Source organism: Ruegeria sp. CH5, from assembly GCF_056537025.1.
On the sequence record NZ_JBQFQT010000001.1, the window covers coordinates 1264491 to 1282933 of the forward strand.

Here is an 18443-nt window from a genome sequence, read left to right on the forward strand (position 1 = left end):
CCACCCTAGCGCCCGGCCCGGCAAGGTCAATCCATCAGCGCGGCGGCCTCACGCGCGAAGGCTTCGATCCCCGCCCAGTCGCCCTGCGCCACCATCTGTTTCGGCGCAACCCAGCTGCCGCCCGCGCAGATCACGTTGGGCAGGGACAGGTAATCGTGGGCGTTGGCGGGCGACACGCCGCCCGTCGGGCAGAAGGTGATCTGCGGCAACGGCGCGCCGATCGCCTTGAGCGCAGGCGCCCCGCCCGAGGCTTCGGCCGGGAAGAATTTCAGCATGTCATAGCCCTGCTCGAGCAAGCGCATCGCCTCGGTCGCGGTGGCCGCGCCGGGCAGCAGCGGCAGGCCCTCGGCCTCGCAGGCGGCGATCAGGGCATCGGTGGCCCCGGGCGATACGCCGAACTGCGCGCCCGCCTCTCTTGCGGCGCGGACATCGTCGGGCGTGACCAGCGTGCCGGCCCCCACGACCCCGCCGGGCACCTGCGCCATGGCGCGGATCGCGTCCAGCGCCGCGGGCGTGCGCAAGGTCACTTCGAGCGCGGGCAGGCCACCGGCCACCAGTGCCTCGGCCAGCGGGCGGGCATGGGTGGCGTCATCGACGACCAGAACCGGGACGATGGGCGCCAATGCGCAGATTTCGCGGGTGCGTTGGGTTTTTGCGGACATTGGTTCAGGCTCCGAAAATGCTGGCACCGGCATCGGCCGAGCCGACGGCGTTGCGGAACGTGGTGAACAGGTCGCGGCCGACCCCGTATTGATGCGCCGAAAGATCGGCGGTGGCGACGGGGCGCTCCAGCACGCCGGGGGTCAGAATTTCAAGCTGGCCCCGCACCGCATCGACCCGCAGCAGGTCGCCATCGCGCAGCTTGGCGATCGGGCCACCATCCAGCGCCTCGGGGCAGACATGGATCGCCGCGGGCACTTTGCCCGAGGCCCCCGACATGCGGCCATCGGTCACCAGCGCCACCTTTTGGCCGCGCCCCTGCAGGATCGACAGGATCGGGGTCAGCGAGTGCAGTTCGGGCATACCGTTGGCCTTGGGCCCCTGAAAGCGGACCACGACGATGACATCATCGGTGAACTCGCCCGCCTTGAACGCGGCCTTGACCTCGTCCTGGTCGTGGAAGACGCGAACCGGGGCCTCGACCACCTGGTGTTCGGGCGCCACGGCCGAGACCTTCATCACGCCGGTACCAAGATTTCCGCTCAGGCGCGACAGGCCGCCGGTGGGCTGGAACGGGTCATTGGCCGGTCGCAGAATCTTTTCGTTCAGGCTGTGGCCTGCGCCGTCCTCCCAGACCAGCGCGCCATCGATCAGCTTAGGTTCCTGGGTGTAATGATGCAGCCCCTGCCCCGCCACGGTCAGCGTGTCGGGATGCAGCAGGCCTTCATCCAGCAGCGTGCCGATGGTATACCCCAGTCCTCCTGCAGCGTGGAAATGGTTCACGTCGGCCAAACCGTTGGGGTAGACCCGCGCGACCAGGGGCACGACGCCCGAGATGTCCGAGAAATCCTGCCAGTCCAGCACGATGCCCCCGGCACGGGCCATGGCGATCAGGTGGATCAGCAGGTTGGTCGACCCGCCCGTGGCCATCAGCCCCACGATACCGTTCACGAAAGCCCGTTCGTCGAGGATCTGGCACACCGGCGCGTAATTGTTGCCCAACGCACTGAGCGACAGGGCGCGGCGGGCGCCTTCCTCGGTCAACGCATCGCGCAGCGGCGTGTTGGGGTTGACGAAGCTGGAGCCCGGCAGGTGCAGGCCCATGAACTCCATCAACATCTGGTTGGTGTTGGCGGTGCCGTAGAATGTGCAGGTGCCCGGCCCATGATAGGCGGCCATCTCGGCGGCCATCAGCTCTTCGCGCGTGGCTTCGCCGGCGGCGAATTTCTGGCGCACCTTGGCCTTTTCGTCGTTGGGCAGGCCGCTGGTCATCGGGCCGGCGGGCAGGAACACCGCCGGCAGGTGGCCAAAGCTCTGCGCCGCGATCACCAGCCCCGGCACGATCTTGTCGCAGACCCCCAGAAACACCGCCGCGTCAAAGGTATTGTGGCTGAGCGCCACCGCCGCCGCCAGCGCGATCACGTCGCGCGAGAACAGCGACAGCTCCATCCCGGCCTCGCCTTGCGTGACCCCGTCGCACATGGCCGGAACCCCGCCCGCGACCTGCGCGGTGCCGCCCGCGGCACGGGCCGCGCGGCGGATCAGTTCGGGATAGCGCTCGAACGGCTGATGCGCCGACAGCATGTCGTTATAGGCGGTGACGATGCCGAGATTGCCCACGCTGGTCGTGGCCATCGTCTGCTGATCGGCCCCTGCCCCGGCATAGGCATGGGCCTGTCCGCTGCACGACAAGTGCGCGCGCGCCGGCCCTTCGGACCGGGCCTGCTCCATCCGCTGCAGATAGGTACGGCGGGGATCGGCGCTGCGCTCGATTATTCTTTGGGTGACGTCGATGATGACGTTGTGAACCATCTCAACCTCCGATCTGGCGCCAGCGGCGCCCGTCGCGATGCATCAGCATCAATGCGTCTTCCGGGCCGGAACTGCCCTGATCATAGCGCGAGGGACGGTCGCCGCGCTCTTCCCAGCCCTTGATGATGGGATCGACCCAGGCCCAGGCGGCCTCGACCTCGTCGCCGCGCATGAACAGGGTCTGGTCGCCGCGGATCACGTCCATCACCAGCCGCTCATAGGCGTCCTGCGCGCGCACATCGGCACCCAGCGCCTCGGCAAAGCTCATGTCCAGCGCCACGTCCGTCAGGCGGAAGCCGCCCGGGCCGGGATCCTTGATCGTGGTGCGCAGGGTGATGCCCTCGTCAGGCTGCAGGCGGATCACCAGAACGTTGCCGTGCAGCGGGCCGACATTGGGAAAGATCGTGTGCGGCGGGTCGCGGAAAAACACCGCGATTTCGGATTCCCGCGCGCGCAGACGCTTGCCCGTGCGCAGATAGAACGGAACCCCCGACCAGCGCCAGTTGCCCACACGCACCTTCAGCGCGATGTAGCTTTCGGTCAGGCTGTCGGGGTTGCCCACATGATCGACATAGCCGTCGCCGCCCTTGTCCGCCCGGTACTGGCCGCGGGCGATGTCGGTCGGGGCGACAGGTTCCAGTGCCTCGATCACCTTGACCTTTTCACTGCGCACCGCGTTGGGCGAGAAGGTCGAGGGCGGCTCCATCGCAGTCAGGCACAAAAGTTGCACCAGGTGGTTCTGCACCATGTCCCGCATCGCGCCGGACTGGTCGTAATAGGCACCACGCCCTTCGACCCCGACGGTTTCGGCCACGGTGATCTGGACATGATCAACATGGGTCGCGTTCCACAGCGGTTCGAACAGCGAGTTGGCAAAGCGCAGCGCCATCAGGTTCTGCACCGTTTCCTTACCCAGGTAATGGTCGATCCGATAGATCTGATGCTCTTCGAAACAGGCGCGCAGACCTTCGTTCAGCGCCTTGGCCGAGGCCAGATCATGGCCAAAGGGTTTCTCGACCACGATGCGGCTGTCGGGCGTGGCAAGCCCGTGATCATGCAGGCGCTGTGCGATGCCGGGAAACAGTTTCGGACCGACCGACAGATAAAAGGCGCGCACCACGTCGGGGCGCAGCGATTTGGCCAGCTTGTCCCAGCCGTTTTCGCCCAGCGCATCCACGGGCACGTATTCGACCCGGGCCAGAAACCGGTCCAGCACGTCCTTTTTGAAGGACGGAGCGAATTCCTTCATCGACTTGCGCACCTGCGCGCGGAACCCGTCATCGTCCATATCCGATCGCGCGGTCCCGATGATGCGCGCATCTTCGGGCATCTGCCCCACTTCGAAGCGATGGTAGAGGCCCGGCAGGATCTTGCGCTGGGCCAGATCTCCGGTCGCGCCGAACAGGACCAGGTCGAACGGATCTACCGGGATTACGCGTGAAACCATGGCTGGCTCCCTTCTTCGGACAATCCGGCGCGGTCTGCAGCCAGACACCCTGTTACCGCTAACATTCGTGGCTTGGATAGAAAGACCAAGCCCAAAAAGCAAGCCCGGATTTCGGAATCGGGCCTTTTTTCGCGGTCACCCGGGCGTCAGCCGTTGTCGCGCAGATACTCCATGATCGCCGGACGCACCGTTTGTTCGCCCCGATGGCGGGCGTCGGCGATGATCTTGCGGACATCCTGCAGGTTTGACCGCAACAGCAGGCTTTTGACCGGGCCGATTGAGGCCGGGCGCATCGACAAGGTGCGGATGCCCATCGCCGCTAGGCACAGCGCCTCGATCGGGCGGCCGGCATCCTCGCCGCAGAAACTCAGCGGCGTGTCGGAAATTCCGCACCGTTCGACAATGCGCTCGATCAGGCTGAGGAAGCTGACATTCAAGGTGTCATAGCGGCGGCGCACCAGCTCGTTCTCTCGGTCGGCGGCGAAGAAGAACTGTTTCAGGTCGTTGCCGCCGATCGAGATGAAATCGACCTCGTCAAAGAACTTCTGGGGGGCGAAGGCCAATGATGGTGTTTCCAGCATCGCCCCAACTTCCAGCGTTTCCGGCAGGACATGACCCAAGCGCTTTTCGCGCTCCAGTGTCTTGTTCACTTCCCAACGGGCCTCGCGGTATTCGTCGGCCTGGGCGACAAACGGGAACATGACCGTCAGAGGACGGCCATCCGCCGCGCGCAACAGGGCCTGAAGCTGCATCCGCATCACGCCGCGCTTGTCCAGGCCCACACGAATGGCGCGCCAACCCAGCGCCGGGTTGGGCTCGGCGACATGCTTCATGTAGGGCAGCACCTTGTCCGACCCGATATCCAGCGTACGGAAAACCACGCGCTTGCCATCGGCCGAATCCAGAACGCGCTTGTACTGCGCCACCAGTTCCGACCGTTTGGGCATCTGGTTGCGGATCAGAAACTGCAATTCGGTGCGGAACAGGCCTACGCCCTCGGCCCCGGACGTCTTGAGCGACGGCAAGTCGGCCATCAGGCCGGCATTCATCACCAGATTGATCCGCTCGCCATCCTTGGTCACGGTCGGGGTTTCGCGGATCGAGGCATAGCGTTTCTGCGCCTCGGCCTGCATGGCCATCTTGTCGCGGAAGGCGCTGACGACGGTATCCTCGGGGCGCAGATGCACGACGCCCTCATCCCCGTCGACCAGAATATGGTCGCCGTTCAGCGCCTCGGTCGTAATCCGTCCGACATGCACCACCAGCGGGATGGCCAGAGCGCGGGCGACGATGGTGGCATGACTGCCGACCGAGCCCTCCTCGAGCACGACACCTTTCAGCGAACGGCCGTATTCCAACAGATCGCCCGGTCCGATATTGCGCGCCACCAGGATCGGATCGGGCGGCAGCTCTTTACCGTTCGACCCGCCCTGCCCGGTCAGGATGCGCAGCAGACGGTTGGACAAATCGTCCAGATCCGCCAGACGCTCGCGCAGATAAGGGTCGGTGACCTGGCTCATCCGGGCGCGGGCCTGCGACTGCTCCTTTTCCACCGCCGCCTCGGCGCTGAGACCGCGGGCGATGTCCTCTTCCATCCGGCGCATCCAGCCCTTGGAATTGGCGAACATCCGGTAGGCTTCCAGAACCTGCAGCTGTTCCGTGTCGCCGCCCCGCGAGATTTCAAGCATCTTGTCGACGCCCACGCGCAGCTCTTCGACTGCTTCGTTCAGCCGCTCCAGCTCGCGATGTGGATCGTCGGCGATCGGGTTGGTGACGACGACACGCGGCTCATGCAGCCAGACATGCCCCTCGGCCGAGCCCTCCTGTGCCGGGCCACCGCGCAGCAATATGGATTGCTGATGCAGTGGTGAAAGGGCGGCACCTTCGCCCACAAACGCACCCAATTCGGCCATTTCCGCAAGGACCATTGCCACGACTTCAAGCGCATAGACCTCATCCGCGGAAAACTCGCGTTGAGCGCGGGACTGGACCACAAGAACCCCAAGCTTCTGCCCCAGCCGCTGAATGGGCACGCCCAGGAACGACGAAAAACGCTCCTCGCCTGTTTCCGGCATGTACCGGAAACCTTTCTCGGAGGGCGCATCGGCGGCGTTGACGACCTTGCCGAACTTGGCCACCCGGCCAACGAGACCTTCCCCCAGACGCATGCGGGTCTGGTGTACGGCCTCGGGGGCAAGACCTTCGGTGGCACACAGCTCCAGGGTTTCGTCGTCGCGGAACAGATAGATCGAGCACACCTCGCACCGCATGCTGTCGGCGATCAGGTGAGTGATCCGGTCAAGACGCTCCTGACCGGCAGCCTCGCTTGCCATCTCCTCGCGCAGCCGCCCCAGCAGCTTGCGGGATTCTGTTTCCATTCCGTCTGCCATCGCCCGATCTACTCTGCGGTGTCAGGCGGGACCTTGGCCGAGATGCTCAGGCCGCCTTTTCCAGTTCAAAGGCATCATGCAGCGCCTGAACGGCAAGTTCCATGTATTTCCGGTCGACGAGGACGGAAATTTTGATCTCGGAGGTTGTAATGACCTTGATGTTGATCCCCTCATCCGAGAGTACCTTGAACATCTTGGCCGCCACGCCCGACTGCGAGCGCATGCCGATGCCCACCACCGAAACCTTGGCCACATCGGTGTCGGCGACCAGCTCGGCATAGTTCAACTCGCCACGCTCCTTGACTGCCAACAGCGCCTTTTCGGCGCGCGCCACCTGGTTGGTGGGGCAGGAAAAGGTCATGTCCGTGCGCCCCTCGTCCGAGATGTTCTGCACGATCATGTCGACGTTGATCCCCTCATCGCTGAGCGCGTTGAAGATGATCGCGGCGATGCCGGGGCGGTCGGCGACCGACACGACGGTCATCTTGGCCTCGTCCCGCGAATAGGCCACACCCGAGACTACATTGGATTCCATGATTTCCTCCTCGTCGACGACCAGGGTTCCGGCCTCGTCGGACTGTTCCTCGAAGCTTGAGAGAACACGCAGTTTCACCTTGTACCGCATCGCCAGCTCGACCGAGCGGGTCTGCAGCACCTTGGCCCCCAACGAGGCCAGTTCGAGCATTTCCTCGAACGAGATCTTGTCCAGCTTGCGCGCCTTCTCGCAGATGCGCGGATCGGTGGTATAGACGCCGTCCACATCCGTGTAGATGTCGCAGCGTTCGGCGTCGAAGGCGGCGGCAAAAGCCACGGCAGTGGTGTCCGAACCGCCCCGGCCCAACGTGGTGATCCGCCCCTCGGGGCTGAGACCCTGAAAGCCTGCCACCACCGCGACCTTCATGCCCTCGCCGAACTTCTGGTTGATGTTGTCGGTCGGAATATCAAGGATCCGCGCCGCCGAATGGGCGCCATCGGTCAGCAGCGGCACCTGCCAGCCCTGCCAGCTGCGGGCGGGGATCTCCATTTCCTGCAGCGTCAGCGCCATCAGACCGGCGGTGACATTCTCGCCCGAGGATACCACGGCATCATATTCGCGCGCGTCATACAGCGGCGAGATCTCGTCGACCCAGCCCACCAATTCGTTGGTCTTGCCCGACATGGCCGACACGATGACGATGACGTCATAGCCCTTGGCCACTTCGACGCCGATGCGCTTGGCAGCGCGGCGGATGCGGTCGAGGTTGGCGACGGATGTGCCGCCGAATTTCATCACGAGTACGGGCATGGGGGCAAATGTCTCCGCGCCTTGGATTTCCGGTCCCGAGCGTCTTATGCGAGGCAACACACAAGAGCAAGGGCACATAGAACGGCAGGACACTGCAGCGCAACGCTTTACAAGGACCGGCAGCAATGTCAGCGTATCGTCAAGGATTTAAACCGTGAGGAATACCATGCTGCGTTTTGTTTTCGCCTGTGCTCTGATGTCCAGCCCGGCTCTGGCCCAGGTGGCTTCACTGTCCGGAACGGACGGCCAGAACGCGTTGGGAACGGTCCCCTGCGCCGCGTTGGCGGGTCAGCCATTGAAAAATTGCCCTGCCGAGTTGCGGCGCAAGGATGATGGCACTGCAACCCTGGCGGTTCAGTTGGATACTGGGGAAGTACGCCGCATCTATTTCACCGATGGAAAGCCGGATTCCAGCAGCTCGACGTCGAAGATCACTTCGGAAACGCGGGGCGAAATTCTGGTGATCTTCATCGATCCCGGTGAAGTCTACGAGATCCCCAAGGCAGCGCTGGCCGCTCAGTAAGGATGTGCCTGCCCGTCCCAGGTTTCAAAGCAGCCGGTGGAGTCCAAACTCAGCGCATCGAAACGCTCGGTCAACCCGGCAACGGCCTGTGACACGGTGATGTCGGCGGCCTGACCGCCCATGTCCGTCTGCACCCATCCCGGGTGATAAATGCCGACGGCGATGCCATCGTCCTTGATATCCACCGCCAGGTTGCGCCCAAGGTTCAGCACAGCCGCCTTGGAGGCCCGATAGATATAGCTGCCCCCGGGCGCCCGCGTGTGCGAGGCCATCTGCGACGAGATGATCGCGATCTTGCCGCGCGCCGCACGCAAATTGGGCAACAAGGCCTGAATGGTCAGAAACACCCCGGTGACGTTGGCCGCAAAGGTCTGGTCCCACATCTCGGCCGGGTAGCCGTCGATTGTCTGGCCTTTGTCCAGATAGACACCTGCGTTGCAGATCAACAGATCTACAGGCTGGCCATCCAACTTGCGCGCCATCTGCGCCTGTTGCGCCGGGTCGGTAACGTCCAAACGAATATCGGCGGAATCGTCCCGTGTGGTGCCGGTGACAGTATCGCCGCGGCCACGATAGAATTCAGCAAGGGCGCGCCCAATGCCGCGATTGGCGCCGGTGATAACAAGATGCACGGTTCAGTTCGTCTTTCGGCTTGGAATGAACGGCAGAGGGGCCACCGGAACCCCATCTTCGATCAGGGCCTTGGCCTCTTCCGGCTTGGCCTCGCCATAGATGGCGCGCTCCGGGGCCTCGCCCAGATGTATCTTGCGGGCCTCGCGCGCAAATTCGCGACCGACATAATCGGAATTCGCCTCGACCTTGGCGCGCAGGGCGTTGAGAACGCGCTCTATCTCGGCCTTGGTCGGTTGGTGCTGGGCTTCGGGTCGATCACTGTTCTCCGCGCGCGGCATTTCAGCAGATGAGCGCGCAGACTGGACCCGCGGCGTCATGATCGCCTTTTCGACCTGGGTGCTGCCGCAAGTCGCGCAAGAGACCATTCCAGCCTTGGACAGCTTGTCGTAAGCGTCCGCAGACTGGAACCAACTGTCAAACGCGTGACCATTGCAGCATTTCAGTGAATATTGAATCATCTGTCGCCCAAAATGTCGGTGGGCCAATAGATACTGACAGACATGGCAATATCAAGTCTTTACAGAGGCGGTTCAATGAGGATTGAGCGCATTTGACCGCAACAGCCCGGAAAGCCCGCCGATCGAAACCGCTTGTGCTGCTTTTTCCGGCAGCATCCATCTACGCCGCCGTTCTGCGACTTCGGGGAACCGATCCGCCGTCTTGGTAACAAGCAACGGGTAGACATCAACGACGCATGTCACCCGCCCCAGATCCCGGTGGTGTTTGTCGAAAGAGAACTGCCCGATACTGCGCGTCTCACAACGGCCTGTCACACCGGCTTCTTCCCAAGCTTCCTGCGCTGCGGTCTCAGACCCGCTAAGGCCGTCGATCATGCGGCCTTTGGGGATGATCCACCGTCCCGACCCCCGGGTCGTGATCAACAATATCTCAGGCACCCCACGCCGAAGCCGGTAGCATAGAGCCGCAGACTGCGGCAGAACCGGAAATGCCCCGGTTTCGGACAGAATGTCTGGTGACAGCCCTGCGCTTTTCACGCTGCCCCGCCTCTTGTTTTGTGCTTCTTGCCTGTTTTCGGCCACTTATCTTGCGGGCCGATTGGGTGCAGGATACCACATCCTGCGGTTCTGTCCAATTTTGAAACTGAGGATCAGGCCAACATGCGACGTTGCAGACGCTGCACAAGCTCGTCATGCGGAATATCGGCATCGATCGCCAGACGCCGCAGGCCGAAATGCACACGGGCAATCTGCTGATAGTACCGGGCGTAGAGGTAGTTCGCGCCGCCTCCGGCCAAGGCCCCCAATACCGGAACGGTCTGTGCCGCCAGTTTCTGCCCCAAAACGACCGACAACCTCGGAGCGACGGCAGCAATGATCTTTTGCAGAGCGGGGCCCGTCACGGTCAGTCGGACCGAAAAGAACCCCATGTCTGCGCCGTCGTCATGCGCCAAGGGACCTGCCGCCGACAAAACGCGGATGCAATCGAACTGCACGTTCCTTGCCGAGGGGTCAAAACCTTCACGCGATGCGGCACCCTGTATTGAGCGCAACAACATGGCCGTGGTCGCCGGAAGCTCGATCAACGCCGTCGTCAGGCCGCCAGCCCCACCTGCGGCGCCCATCGTGGTCGATATGGCGGTGTTGACCCACGGCTTCTGGTCGGGAACCGCGCGGCGCGATCCGTCAGCGGCACGAACTGCAAGCCACAAGGCCTGCTCGGTTGCACCGGTAAGCCCATCGCGCACCGAACCAGGCAGCTGTTCCAGCAGCGACTCAGCCGATCCACCCAGACGATTGAGCAACCGGATGCCGCTGCCGCCCGCGCTGCGGTAGTGGCTTGCCAACCGGTCCAACTCAGCGTCGGGGTCGATTTCTCCGACGAGAACGACGTCATTCATTCGGTGTCCTCCTGACCCTGAAACATTGGCATTTCACAACGCCGTTTCAATAGATCAGCGCGTCCAGCGGGTCACCGAACCACTCACTCCGTGCCATGCGCCGGTGGTCAAATCCAGCCCGAGAACCCGATCCGGGTTGGTTGGCGGGGGCATCTTAACACCCTCGAGCCGGGCAAACCCAAAGCGTGAATAATAGGGCGCGTCACCGACCAGCATGACCCGGTTCCACCCTTTGGCCCGCCCGGCTTCGATACCTTCGTGGATCAGAAAACCACCCAAACCTTCCCCCTGGTGGGTCGGGTGGACGGCAACGGGCCCCAACAAAAGCGCGTCGTGTGCGCCAACATGAACCGGCCAGAATCGGATGGCCCCAGCCAAAATGCCCTGCCCGTCACGGGCCACCATCGACAGCCCAGACACTGGCGGAACATCGTCGCGCAAGCGGTAGGACGACAGCGCCTCGCGCCCCGGTGCAAAACACAGGTCGTAGAGGGCTTCGACTTCCCACCAATCCTCCGGCTCTTCCGGCCTGATCCCGAACTGCTGCACCGCGGCCCTCTTTTCGACTCTGGCATTCGCCCTAGCACTTCGCTAGGCCTTGAGCAAACGCTTGGAGATCAGATGTTCTATCGCCCCGAAGACGGTCACGGATTGCCGCACAACCCGTTCAACGCCATCATCACGCCGCGCCCGATCGGATGGATCTCGACCCGCAGCGCCGATGGGATCAACAATCTGGCGCCCTATTCATTCTTCAACGGGGTTGCCTATACGCCGCCGCAGGTGATGTTTGCCTCCACCGGCACGAAACACGACCAGGACGGAGGGAAGGACAGTATCGCCAATATCGAGGCGACCGGTGTCTTTTGCGTCAACGTGGTGGCCCACGCCCATCGGGATGCGATGAACGCAAGCTCGGCCAGCCTTCCGAAAGAGGTGGACGAGTTCGCCCACGCCGGCCTGACTCCGGTGGAATGCGAAACCATCCCATGCGCCCGCATCGAAGGCGCCCCTGCCGCGCTGGAATGCAAACTGACCCAGATCGTCACGCTGCCCGGCGAAGCCAACCGCGTGGTGTTCGGAGAGGTCGTCGGCGTGCACCTGCGCGATGACTGCCTGAAGGACGGCAAGTTCGACGTCACCACCTTTCAACCATTGTCGCGGCTTGGGTATCGCGACTACTCGGTGGTGACGGAGTTGTTTTCCCTCAATCGTCCAGACGATTGAGCCGGGTTTGGGGGCTCTGCCCCCGCCGCGCTATGCGCGACTCCCCCGGGGTATTTTTGGGCCAAATGAAGGGCTCGCGCGGTCTTCATCTGGTTTAAAATATCCCGGAGCGCGAGGCAGAGCCTCGCATTACCTCAGTGGCCGCCCAGAATGCCGGTTCGAACGGAATAGTCGACCGCAAGGCCGTAATCCGGGTCATCGTCGCTGTCGACCATCAGGTGACCTGCTTTCTTGAGCAGCTTGTGGCAATCCCGGCTGAGATGGCGCAGCATGACGCGCTTTCCTGCCGCCTCGTATTTCGCGGCGATGTTTTCGATGGCCTGCAGGGCCGATTGGTCGACCACACGGCTGTCGGCGAAGTCCACGATCACCGTTTCCGGGTCGTTCTGGACATCGAACAGTTCGACAAACCCCTCAGACGAGCCGAAGAACAGCGGCCCCTTGATCTCGTAGACCTTGGCGCCTTTCTCGGTTTCCGAGTCGCGGGTGACCGCGTGGATGCGCTTGGCGTTGTTCCAGGCATAGGCCAGCGCCGAAACGATCACGCCGACCACGACGGCCACAGCGAGGTCTTCCATCACGGTGACGACGGTGACCAGAACGATGACGAAGGCATCCGTCAGCGGCACCTTGCGCAGGATGTTGAACGAATTCCAGGCGAACGTGCCGATCACCACCATGAACATCACGCCAACCAGCGCGGCCAGCGGGATTTGTTCGATCAGGGGTGAGCCGACTAGGATGAACACCAGCAGGAACAGCGCGGCAGCGATCCCCGCGATGCGCGTACGGCCGCCGGATTTCACGTTGATCATCGACTGCCCGATCATCGCACAGCCGCCCATGCCGCCAAAGAACCCGGTCACGACGTTGGCGGTGCCCTGCGCGATGCATTCCTGCGACGCACCACCGCGCTTGCCGGTGATCTCGCCCACCAGGTTCAGCGTAAGCAGAGATTCGATCAGGCCGATGGCGGCCAGGATGACGGCGTAGGGCAGAATGATCTCAAACGTCTCCCAGGTCAGCGGAACCATGGGGATGTGGAATTTCGGCAGGCCGCCCTCGATCGAGGCCAGGTCTCCGACGCGCGGGACATCCAGCCCCATGCCGATCACCAGCGCAGCCACCACGACGATGCCCGCCAGCGGCGCTGGCACAATGCGCGTGATGCGCGGCATCACCCAGATCACCGCCATGGTCAGCGCGACCAGCCCCAGCATCGTATAGAGTTGCATCCCGGACAGCCATTCACCACCGCTCATGCCGTGGCCGGTGTTTTCCATGGTGCCCGGCACCTTGAACTGGCCCAGTTGCGCCAGAAAGATCACGATCGCCAGGCCGTTGACAAAGCCCAGCATCACCGGATGCGGCACCAGGCGGATGAACCGGCCCCAATGCATGGCCCCCGCGATAATCTGCAGGATGCCCATCAAAACCACTGTGGCGAACAGGTATTCGACCCCGTGCTGCGCCACCAGCGCCACCATGACGACCGCCAGCGCACCGGTTGCGCCCGAGATCATACCCGGACGACCCCCGATCAGCGCGGTGATCAGCCCCACGAGGAACGCCGCATACAGGCCTACCAGCGGGTGAACCCCGGCGACGAAAGCAAAGGCCACCGCTTCGGGCACCAGGGCCAGGGCGACGGTCAGGCCCGACAAAAGCTCGATCCGCAGGCGGGCGGGGGTCAGCTTTTCGTCCGGCATCCAGCTCAGATCGGGAATGGCGAGGCGATTGGCAAAGCTTGCCAGCAAGGCTCGGGGCATGAATTGGTCCTGTGGGTCAGAATGTTCGCGCGAAGGCGGTCGTATACCCGCCTTCGGCGCTGTCTGCTAGCCCATCGATGGCAGGCTGTCATGCAAAAACTGCAAGGCGACGCCCCTTGTGGCGCCTGTGCGGCGCAATAACACCGGCAAGCCTTGCCAAATGCCCGACAAGCCCGCAGAAATTCCCTCAGGCAGGTATCGCAGCGGAGAACGAACGTGGCCCAGACAAAAATTGCCGTCATCGGCGGATCGGGAATTTATGACATCGACGGGCTGGAAACGCCGCAATGGGTTACCGTGGAAACGCCTTGGGGCGCGCCGTCCGACCAGATCCTGACCGGGACACTAAACGGCATCGAGATGGCCTTTCTGCCCCGCCACGGGCGCGGGCATGTGCATTCGCCGACCGAGGTGCCCTATCGCGCCAATATCGACGCGCTGAAGCGGCTGGGAGTGACCGATGTGGTCTCGGTTTCGGCCTGCGGCTCCTTCCGCGAACACATGGCGCCCGGCGATTTCGTGGTCGTCGATCAGTTCATCGACCGCACCTTCGCCCGCGAGAAAAGCTTTTTCGGCACCGGCTGCGTCGCCCATGTCAGCGTGGCCCATCCGACCTGCCCGCGCCTGTCTGACGCCTGTGAAACGGCCGCCCGGGCGGCCGGAATCACCGTGCATCGCGGCGGCAACTACCTGGCGATGGAAGGGCCGCAATTCTCGACGCTGGCGGAATCGAAGATGTACCGCGAGCAGTGGGGTTGCGACGTGATCGGCATGACCAACATGCCTGAGGCCAAACTGGCCCGCGAGGCCGAGCTTTGCTATGCCTCGGTGGCGATGGTCACCGACTATGACAGCTGGCACCCCGATCACGGCGAAGTGGACGTGACCGCGATCATCGCGACGCTGACCGGCAATGCCGAGAAGGCGCGCGCCTTGGTCAAAGGCCTGCCTGCCCTGCTGGGAGCGGACCGCGCGCCCTGCCCGCATGGCTGCGACCGGGCATTGGACCACGCGATTTTGACGGCCCCGGAAAAGCGCGACCCGCAAGTGCTGGCCAAGCTGGATGCGGTGGCGGGCCGGGTATTGTAGGCGGTCTTGATGGCCACAAGTTTTTTTCAGGATTGCTGCGGCGGATCTGACGGAGGTGTGTAATGGATTTTGAACTTTGGCTGGCCTTTGTCGCAGCTTCGACCGCTCTTCTGCTGATCCCGGGCCCGACGGTTCTGCTGGTGCTCAGCTATGCGCTGTCCAAAGGGCGCAGCGTGGCCGTGGCCTCGGCCACGGGGGTTGCGCTGGGGGACCTGATTGCCATGACCGCCTCGTTGCTGGGGCTTGGGGCGCTGGTGCTGGCGTCGGCCACGCTGTTTTCGGTGCTGAAATGGGTGGGCGCCGCCTATCTGGTCTGGCTGGGCATCAAGCTGCTGCGCAGTGCGCCGTCCGGCGGGATGCAGGCGGTGGCCACCGGGCGCGACGTCACCGCGCGCGGCGTGTTCGGCCATGCGGCCGCCGTTACTGCCCTGAACCCGAAATCCATCGCCTTCTTCATTGCCTTCGTGCCGCAATTCCTGCGCCCGGCCGAGCCGCTGGGCCCGCAGTTCGCGATCCTGATTGCGACTTTCGTGGGATTGGCCGGGCTGAACGCGCTGGCCTATGCGCTGCTGGCCGACCGGCTGCGCCGCGTAATCGGCCGCCCCGGCATCATCACCGGCATGACCCGTTTCGGAGGGTTGACCCTGATCGGAATGGGCGTGGCCACGGCGGTACTGCGTCGCCCGGCCTGAAGGCAGTCAGGTCCCGGCGTTCTCAGCCATGAATGCGCGAATGAACTTGCGGATCTCGCGCGCGGCCGAGGTGTCGAGATCGCGGCACAGCGCAACGAACGCGTCGCGTTCGTCCTTGTCCAGGCGCAGAACCAGCTGGCTGTTCTTTTTGGTGGATCCCTTGAGGTCGGCCTTGGCCACGGCTGTCATCCTTATTCTGGGCCTGCATCAGCGCGTGGCACCTTGTATAGACAAAGCGCATCGCTTGTCGATACCCGCACCCCCCCAAGGGCGGGTTGTCCGGGCGCATCTGTTCCGCAGCAAATACGCGCAGGACGGCAGCCGTGGCTTGCATGACTGGCCGTGATACGCCAAACACCGCCGTGTTTTGACGCAAGAAGGGTTGCCCCATGTCCAGAAGCAAAACGGTCAAGGATTACATTCGGACCATCGTCGATTTTCCCCACGAAGGGATCATGTTCCGCGACGTGACGACCCTGTTTGCGGATCCCCGCGGGTTTCGCATGGCCATCGACCAGATGCTGCACCCCTATGCCGGCGAGCGCATCGACAAGGTCGTGGGGCTTGAGGCGCGCGGTTTCATCTTGGGCGGCGCGATCGCTCACCAGCTGAGCGTGGGCTTCGTTCCGATCCGCAAGAAGGGCAAGCTGCCGGGCACCACGATCAGCGAGGAGTACAAGCTGGAATACGGCGAGGCCATCGTCGAGATCCACGATGACGCGATCCAGCCCGGTGAAAAGGTTCTGGTCGTCGATGACCTGCTGGCCACCGGCGGCACTGCCGCGGCAGGCATCAAGCTGATCGAACGGCTGGGCGGCGAGATTGTCAGCTGCGCCTTCATCATCGACCTGCCCGAGCTGGGTGGCCGGAAGGTGCTGGAGGAGATGGGCATGGACGTCCATGTCCTGTGCGAATTCGAAGGGCTGTGAACAGACAGCGGTCACGATTTCGTGACTTGCCGCTGGAAACGCCGCGCGCTTAGCGCGGCGTCGTTCGTTTTCCAGTCGGTTTTTTGCCCCCGACGCCTGATCTCCTTTCGGCATGTCGCCGTATAAACCGTGATGTCGCCGATGACATCCTCAACAAGGGAAGTAGATCATGTTTCGCAAATTCGCTGTTGCCGGTGTCGCCAGTATCCTGTTTTCGACCGCTGCCATGGCCGACGGCCACGGCAAGGACATTGTGGACACCGCTGTCGGGGCTGGCAGCTTCAACACTCTGGTCGCAGCCGTGCAGGCCGCCGAGTTGGTTGACACGCTGAAGGGCGAAGGCCCATTCACCGTTTTCGCGCCCACGGATGAAGCCTTTGCCGCGCTGCCCGAAGGCACCGTGGAAACGCTGCTGAAGCCCGAGAACAAGGATCAGCTTGTGGCGATCCTCACCTATCACGTGGTTCCGGGCAAGGTGATGTCGGGTGATCTGTCCGACGACATGACCGCCGCCACCGTGCAGGGTGGAGAGATCACGATCGATCTCGACAACGGTGTCATGGTCAATGACGCAAATGTCGTTCAGGCAGATATCGAAACCAGCAATGGCGTGATCCACGTAATCGACAAGGTTATCCTGCCGGCGTCGTAAACGACGCGCAGCTGCGGCCCGGAGCGTCCGGGCCGCACTTACACAGTTGACAGGACGGCGCCGGGGTTCATGATCCCGAGCGGGTCCAAGGCGGCCTTGATGGCGCGCATGGCCGACAGTTTGGCCGGATCACCATAACGTTCCAGATCACCGGTCTTCAGACGGCCCACCCCATGCTCGGCACTGACCGATCCTTCAAATTCATGCACCAGGTCATGAACCGCGCGCTTGATCGCGGCGCGCCGGTCATCGAACGCGCCCCGGTTGTGGCCTTTGGGGGGGAAGACGTTGTAGTGCAGGTTGCCGTCCCCCAAATGACCAAAACAGTTCACCCGGAAAGGTCCGAGGGCCGAAATCGCGTTGCCGCCTTGCCGGATGAAATCGGGGATGCGCGAAATCGGAACCGAGATATCGTGGCTGGACACCGAACCGATCAGCCGGTTCGCCTCGGGGATGCGTTCGCGCACTGACCACAGCGCGTCGCGCTGCGCGGCGCTTTGGGCGATGACACCGTCCGACACCAGACTACGGGCCTCGGCAGCGACGAACAAGGACTCCAGCGCCGCCTCGGGCTCGTGCCCGGTCGGCAATCCCAGTTCAATCAGGACCGACCATTCCGGCGGCGTGTCAAAGGGTTGCCGCACGTCCGGCAAGACCTCTGCCAGAAAATCCAGCCCCTGTCTGTGGATCAGTTCGAACGCGCTTACGGTTTCGCCCAGATGATCGCGGGCCAGGGCCAACAGGTCCATCGCCGCTTCGGGGCTGGCCACCTGAAAGACCGCCGTGCCCAGCCCGGCAGGGCGCGGGAAAAGCTTGAGCGAGGCGGCGGTGATGACCCCCAGCGTACCCTCAGACCCGATCAGCAGGTTGCGCAGATCATAGCCGGTGTTGTCCTTGCGCAAACGCCCCAGCCCGTGCCAGATGTCGCCGTTGGGCAGAACCGCTTCGAGCCCTAGGCACAGATCCCGCGCATTGCCATAGCGCAGGACGTTCACGCCCCCGGCATTGGTGGCGAGGTTCCCCCCGATCCGGCAAGATCCCTGCGCCGCCAGCGACAGCGGAAACAGCCGGTTGGCCGTCTCGGCCGCGGCCTGAATGTCGGCCAGCACAGCACCGGCCTCGGCGATCAGGATGTTTTCGGTCGGATAGACGGCCCGGATCGCGCGCATCCGCTCGAGCGACAGGATCAGGGGCTCGGGGCCATCTGCCATGACTTGCCCGCCCACAAGACCGGTGCCACCCCCGTATGGCACCACCGGCACGCGGACCTCGGACGCCAAACGCACCAAGGCTGCGACCTGCACAACCGTACGGGGCAAGGCCAGCAGACCCGCCTGCCCGGCGAAGCGGCGGCGCGGCTCTTCCAGATAGCGCGGCTCGACCGGACGGAGAATATCGTCACCCAGGCGGGCGCGGATGGTTTCGGCAAAGGTTTCGTCGGCAGGGTTCAAATGCATGCCCTCTGCATGCCCAAGCC

At 63.5% G+C, this 18443-nt stretch carries 19 protein-coding genes; 6 read left to right on the forward strand and 13 right to left on the reverse strand.

The features are described 5' to 3' along the window. Positions 1-26: 26 nt before the first annotated feature. From ACR0JC_RS06305 to ACR0JC_RS06325, 5 genes are all read right to left on the reverse strand, one after another. Positions 27-662 (reverse strand): bifunctional 4-hydroxy-2-oxoglutarate aldolase/2-dehydro-3-deoxy-phosphogluconate aldolase, encoded by a 636-nt coding sequence (locus tag ACR0JC_RS06305; RefSeq protein ID WP_170337970.1) that lies wholly within the window; start codon positions 660-662, stop codon positions 27-29. Positions 663-666: 4 nt separating this feature from the next. Next, complete coding sequence (edd, locus tag ACR0JC_RS06310) at positions 667-2472, reverse strand: phosphogluconate dehydratase (protein WP_170337968.1); 1806 nt, start codon at positions 2470-2472, stop codon at positions 667-669. A gap of 1 nt (position 2473) precedes the next feature. Next, positions 2474-3919, reverse strand: a complete 1446-nt coding sequence (gene zwf, locus ACR0JC_RS06315) for a glucose-6-phosphate dehydrogenase (protein ID WP_170337966.1) — start codon at positions 3917-3919, stop codon at positions 2474-2476. Positions 3920-4065: 146 nt separating this feature from the next. Beyond that, a complete protein-coding gene (ptsP, locus tag ACR0JC_RS06320) occupies positions 4066-6309 on the reverse strand; it encodes a phosphoenolpyruvate--protein phosphotransferase (protein WP_170337964.1) in 2244 nt (747 codons plus the stop codon). Between the two features lie 46 nt (positions 6310-6355). Then, positions 6356-7594 (reverse strand): aspartate kinase, encoded by a 1239-nt coding sequence (locus tag ACR0JC_RS06325; protein WP_170337962.1) that lies wholly within the window; start codon positions 7592-7594, stop codon positions 6356-6358. Between the two features lie 166 nt (positions 7595-7760). Between ACR0JC_RS06325 and ACR0JC_RS06330 the strand changes: the two genes are divergently transcribed. Next, positions 7761-8117 (forward strand): hypothetical protein, encoded by a 357-nt coding sequence (locus ACR0JC_RS06330; protein ID WP_170337960.1) that lies wholly within the window; start codon positions 7761-7763, stop codon positions 8115-8117. Here ACR0JC_RS06330 and ACR0JC_RS06335 read toward each other — a convergent pair. The 5 genes from ACR0JC_RS06335 to ACR0JC_RS06355 all read right to left on the reverse strand — a co-directional run bounded on the left by ACR0JC_RS06335 (position 8111) and on the right by ACR0JC_RS06355 (position 11157). Next, positions 8111-8749 (reverse strand): SDR family NAD(P)-dependent oxidoreductase, encoded by a 639-nt coding sequence (locus ACR0JC_RS06335; RefSeq protein ID WP_170337958.1) that lies wholly within the window; start codon positions 8747-8749, stop codon positions 8111-8113. The two genes, ACR0JC_RS06330 and ACR0JC_RS06335, sit on opposite strands and share 7 nt — an antisense overlap. Before the next feature lie 3 nt (positions 8750-8752). Then, positions 8753-9208, reverse strand: a complete 456-nt coding sequence (locus tag ACR0JC_RS06340) for a DUF1178 family protein (protein WP_170337955.1) — start codon at positions 9206-9208, stop codon at positions 8753-8755. A gap of 72 nt (positions 9209-9280) precedes the next feature. After that, complete coding sequence (locus ACR0JC_RS06345; RefSeq protein ID WP_170337953.1) at positions 9281-9745, reverse strand: NUDIX hydrolase; 465 nt, start codon at positions 9743-9745, stop codon at positions 9281-9283. Between the two features lie 113 nt (positions 9746-9858). Continuing rightward, positions 9859-10608 (reverse strand): EcsC family protein, encoded by a 750-nt coding sequence (locus ACR0JC_RS06350; RefSeq protein WP_170337952.1) that lies wholly within the window; start codon positions 10606-10608, stop codon positions 9859-9861. Between the two features lie 54 nt (positions 10609-10662). After that, entirely contained in the window at positions 10663-11157 is a 495-nt protein-coding gene (locus ACR0JC_RS06355) for a GNAT family N-acetyltransferase (RefSeq protein WP_170337950.1), read from the reverse strand. Between the two features lie 72 nt (positions 11158-11229). On the opposite strand from ACR0JC_RS06355, the gene ACR0JC_RS06360 reads away from it, so the two are divergent. Beyond that, the gene (locus ACR0JC_RS06360; protein WP_170337948.1) at positions 11230-11835 is read left to right on the forward strand and encodes a flavin reductase family protein; all 606 of its coding nucleotides are present in this window, start codon (positions 11230-11232) and stop codon (positions 11833-11835) included. A gap of 134 nt (positions 11836-11969) precedes the next feature. Here the strand turns inward: ACR0JC_RS06360 and ACR0JC_RS06365 are convergent, their stop codons facing one another. Continuing rightward, positions 11970-13604 carry a SulP family inorganic anion transporter gene (locus ACR0JC_RS06365; protein ID WP_170337945.1) on the reverse strand — a complete coding sequence of 545 codons (1635 nt, stop codon included), beginning with the start codon at positions 13602-13604 and terminating at the stop codon, positions 11970-11972. Between the two features lie 216 nt (positions 13605-13820). On the opposite strand from ACR0JC_RS06365, the gene ACR0JC_RS06370 reads away from it, so the two are divergent. Next, positions 13821-14693 (forward strand): S-methyl-5'-thioadenosine phosphorylase, encoded by an 873-nt coding sequence (locus ACR0JC_RS06370; RefSeq protein ID WP_170337943.1) that lies wholly within the window; start codon positions 13821-13823, stop codon positions 14691-14693. 62 nt (positions 14694-14755) lie between these two features. Further along, positions 14756-15385 (forward strand): LysE family translocator, encoded by a 630-nt coding sequence (locus tag ACR0JC_RS06375; protein ID WP_040634229.1) that lies wholly within the window; start codon positions 14756-14758, stop codon positions 15383-15385. A gap of 6 nt (positions 15386-15391) precedes the next feature. Here the strand turns inward: ACR0JC_RS06375 and ACR0JC_RS06380 are convergent, their stop codons facing one another. Further along, complete coding sequence (locus tag ACR0JC_RS06380; protein ID WP_222457049.1) at positions 15392-15565, reverse strand: hypothetical protein; 174 nt, start codon at positions 15563-15565, stop codon at positions 15392-15394. A 209-nt stretch (positions 15566-15774) separates the two neighbouring features. Here ACR0JC_RS06380 and ACR0JC_RS06385 point away from each other — a divergent pair, with 209 nt between their 5' ends. After that, positions 15775-16314, forward strand: a complete 540-nt coding sequence (locus tag ACR0JC_RS06385; RefSeq protein ID WP_170337941.1) for an adenine phosphoribosyltransferase — start codon at positions 15775-15777, stop codon at positions 16312-16314. Positions 16315-16483: 169 nt separating this feature from the next. Continuing rightward, positions 16484-16966, forward strand: coding sequence for a fasciclin domain-containing protein (locus ACR0JC_RS06390; protein ID WP_170337939.1), 483 nt, complete (start codon positions 16484-16486; stop codon positions 16964-16966). 38 nt (positions 16967-17004) lie between these two features. Here ACR0JC_RS06390 and ACR0JC_RS06395 read toward each other — a convergent pair whose 3' ends face one another. Next, positions 17005-18423: an FAD-binding oxidoreductase gene (locus ACR0JC_RS06395; RefSeq protein WP_170337937.1), complete on the reverse strand. Its 1419-nt coding sequence runs from the start codon at positions 18421-18423 to the stop codon at positions 17005-17007. Between the last annotated feature and the right edge of the window lie 20 nt (positions 18424-18443).

Excerpts from the sequence above, each read along its gene's own strand:
- ACR0JC_RS06385 (WP_170337941.1), top strand. The coding sequence starts at position 15,775 with ATGTCCAGAAGCAAAACGGTCAAGGATTACATTCGGACCATCGTCGAT.
- ptsP (WP_170337964.1), bottom strand. The coding sequence starts at position 6,309 with ATGGCAGACGGAATGGAAACAGAATCCCGCAAGCTGCTGGGGCGGCTG.
- ACR0JC_RS06330 (WP_170337960.1), top strand. The coding sequence starts at position 7,761 with ATGCTGCGTTTTGTTTTCGCCTGTGCTCTGATGTCCAGCCCGGCTCTG.
- ACR0JC_RS06305 (WP_170337970.1), bottom strand. The coding sequence starts at position 662 with ATGTCCGCAAAAACCCAACGCACCCGCGAAATCTGCGCATTGGCGCCC.
- ACR0JC_RS06340 (WP_170337955.1), bottom strand. The coding sequence starts at position 9,208 with ATGATTCAATATTCACTGAAATGCTGCAATGGTCACGCGTTTGACAGT.
- ACR0JC_RS06360 (WP_170337948.1), top strand. The coding sequence starts at position 11,230 with ATGTTCTATCGCCCCGAAGACGGTCACGGATTGCCGCACAACCCGTTC.
- ACR0JC_RS06350 (WP_170337952.1), bottom strand. The coding sequence starts at position 10,608 with ATGAATGACGTCGTTCTCGTCGGAGAAATCGACCCCGACGCTGAGTTG.
- ACR0JC_RS06365 (WP_170337945.1), bottom strand. The coding sequence starts at position 13,604 with ATGCCCCGAGCCTTGCTGGCAAGCTTTGCCAATCGCCTCGCCATTCCC.
- ACR0JC_RS06390 (WP_170337939.1), top strand. The coding sequence starts at position 16,484 with ATGTTTCGCAAATTCGCTGTTGCCGGTGTCGCCAGTATCCTGTTTTCG.
- edd (WP_170337968.1), bottom strand. The coding sequence starts at position 2,472 with ATGGTTCACAACGTCATCATCGACGTCACCCAAAGAATAATCGAGCGC.
- zwf (WP_170337966.1), bottom strand. The coding sequence starts at position 3,919 with ATGGTTTCACGCGTAATCCCGGTAGATCCGTTCGACCTGGTCCTGTTC.
- ACR0JC_RS06325 (WP_170337962.1), bottom strand. The coding sequence starts at position 7,594 with ATGCCCGTACTCGTGATGAAATTCGGCGGCACATCCGTCGCCAACCTC.
- ACR0JC_RS06375 (WP_040634229.1), top strand. The coding sequence starts at position 14,756 with ATGGATTTTGAACTTTGGCTGGCCTTTGTCGCAGCTTCGACCGCTCTT.
- ACR0JC_RS06395 (WP_170337937.1), bottom strand. The coding sequence starts at position 18,423 with ATGCATTTGAACCCTGCCGACGAAACCTTTGCCGAAACCATCCGCGCC.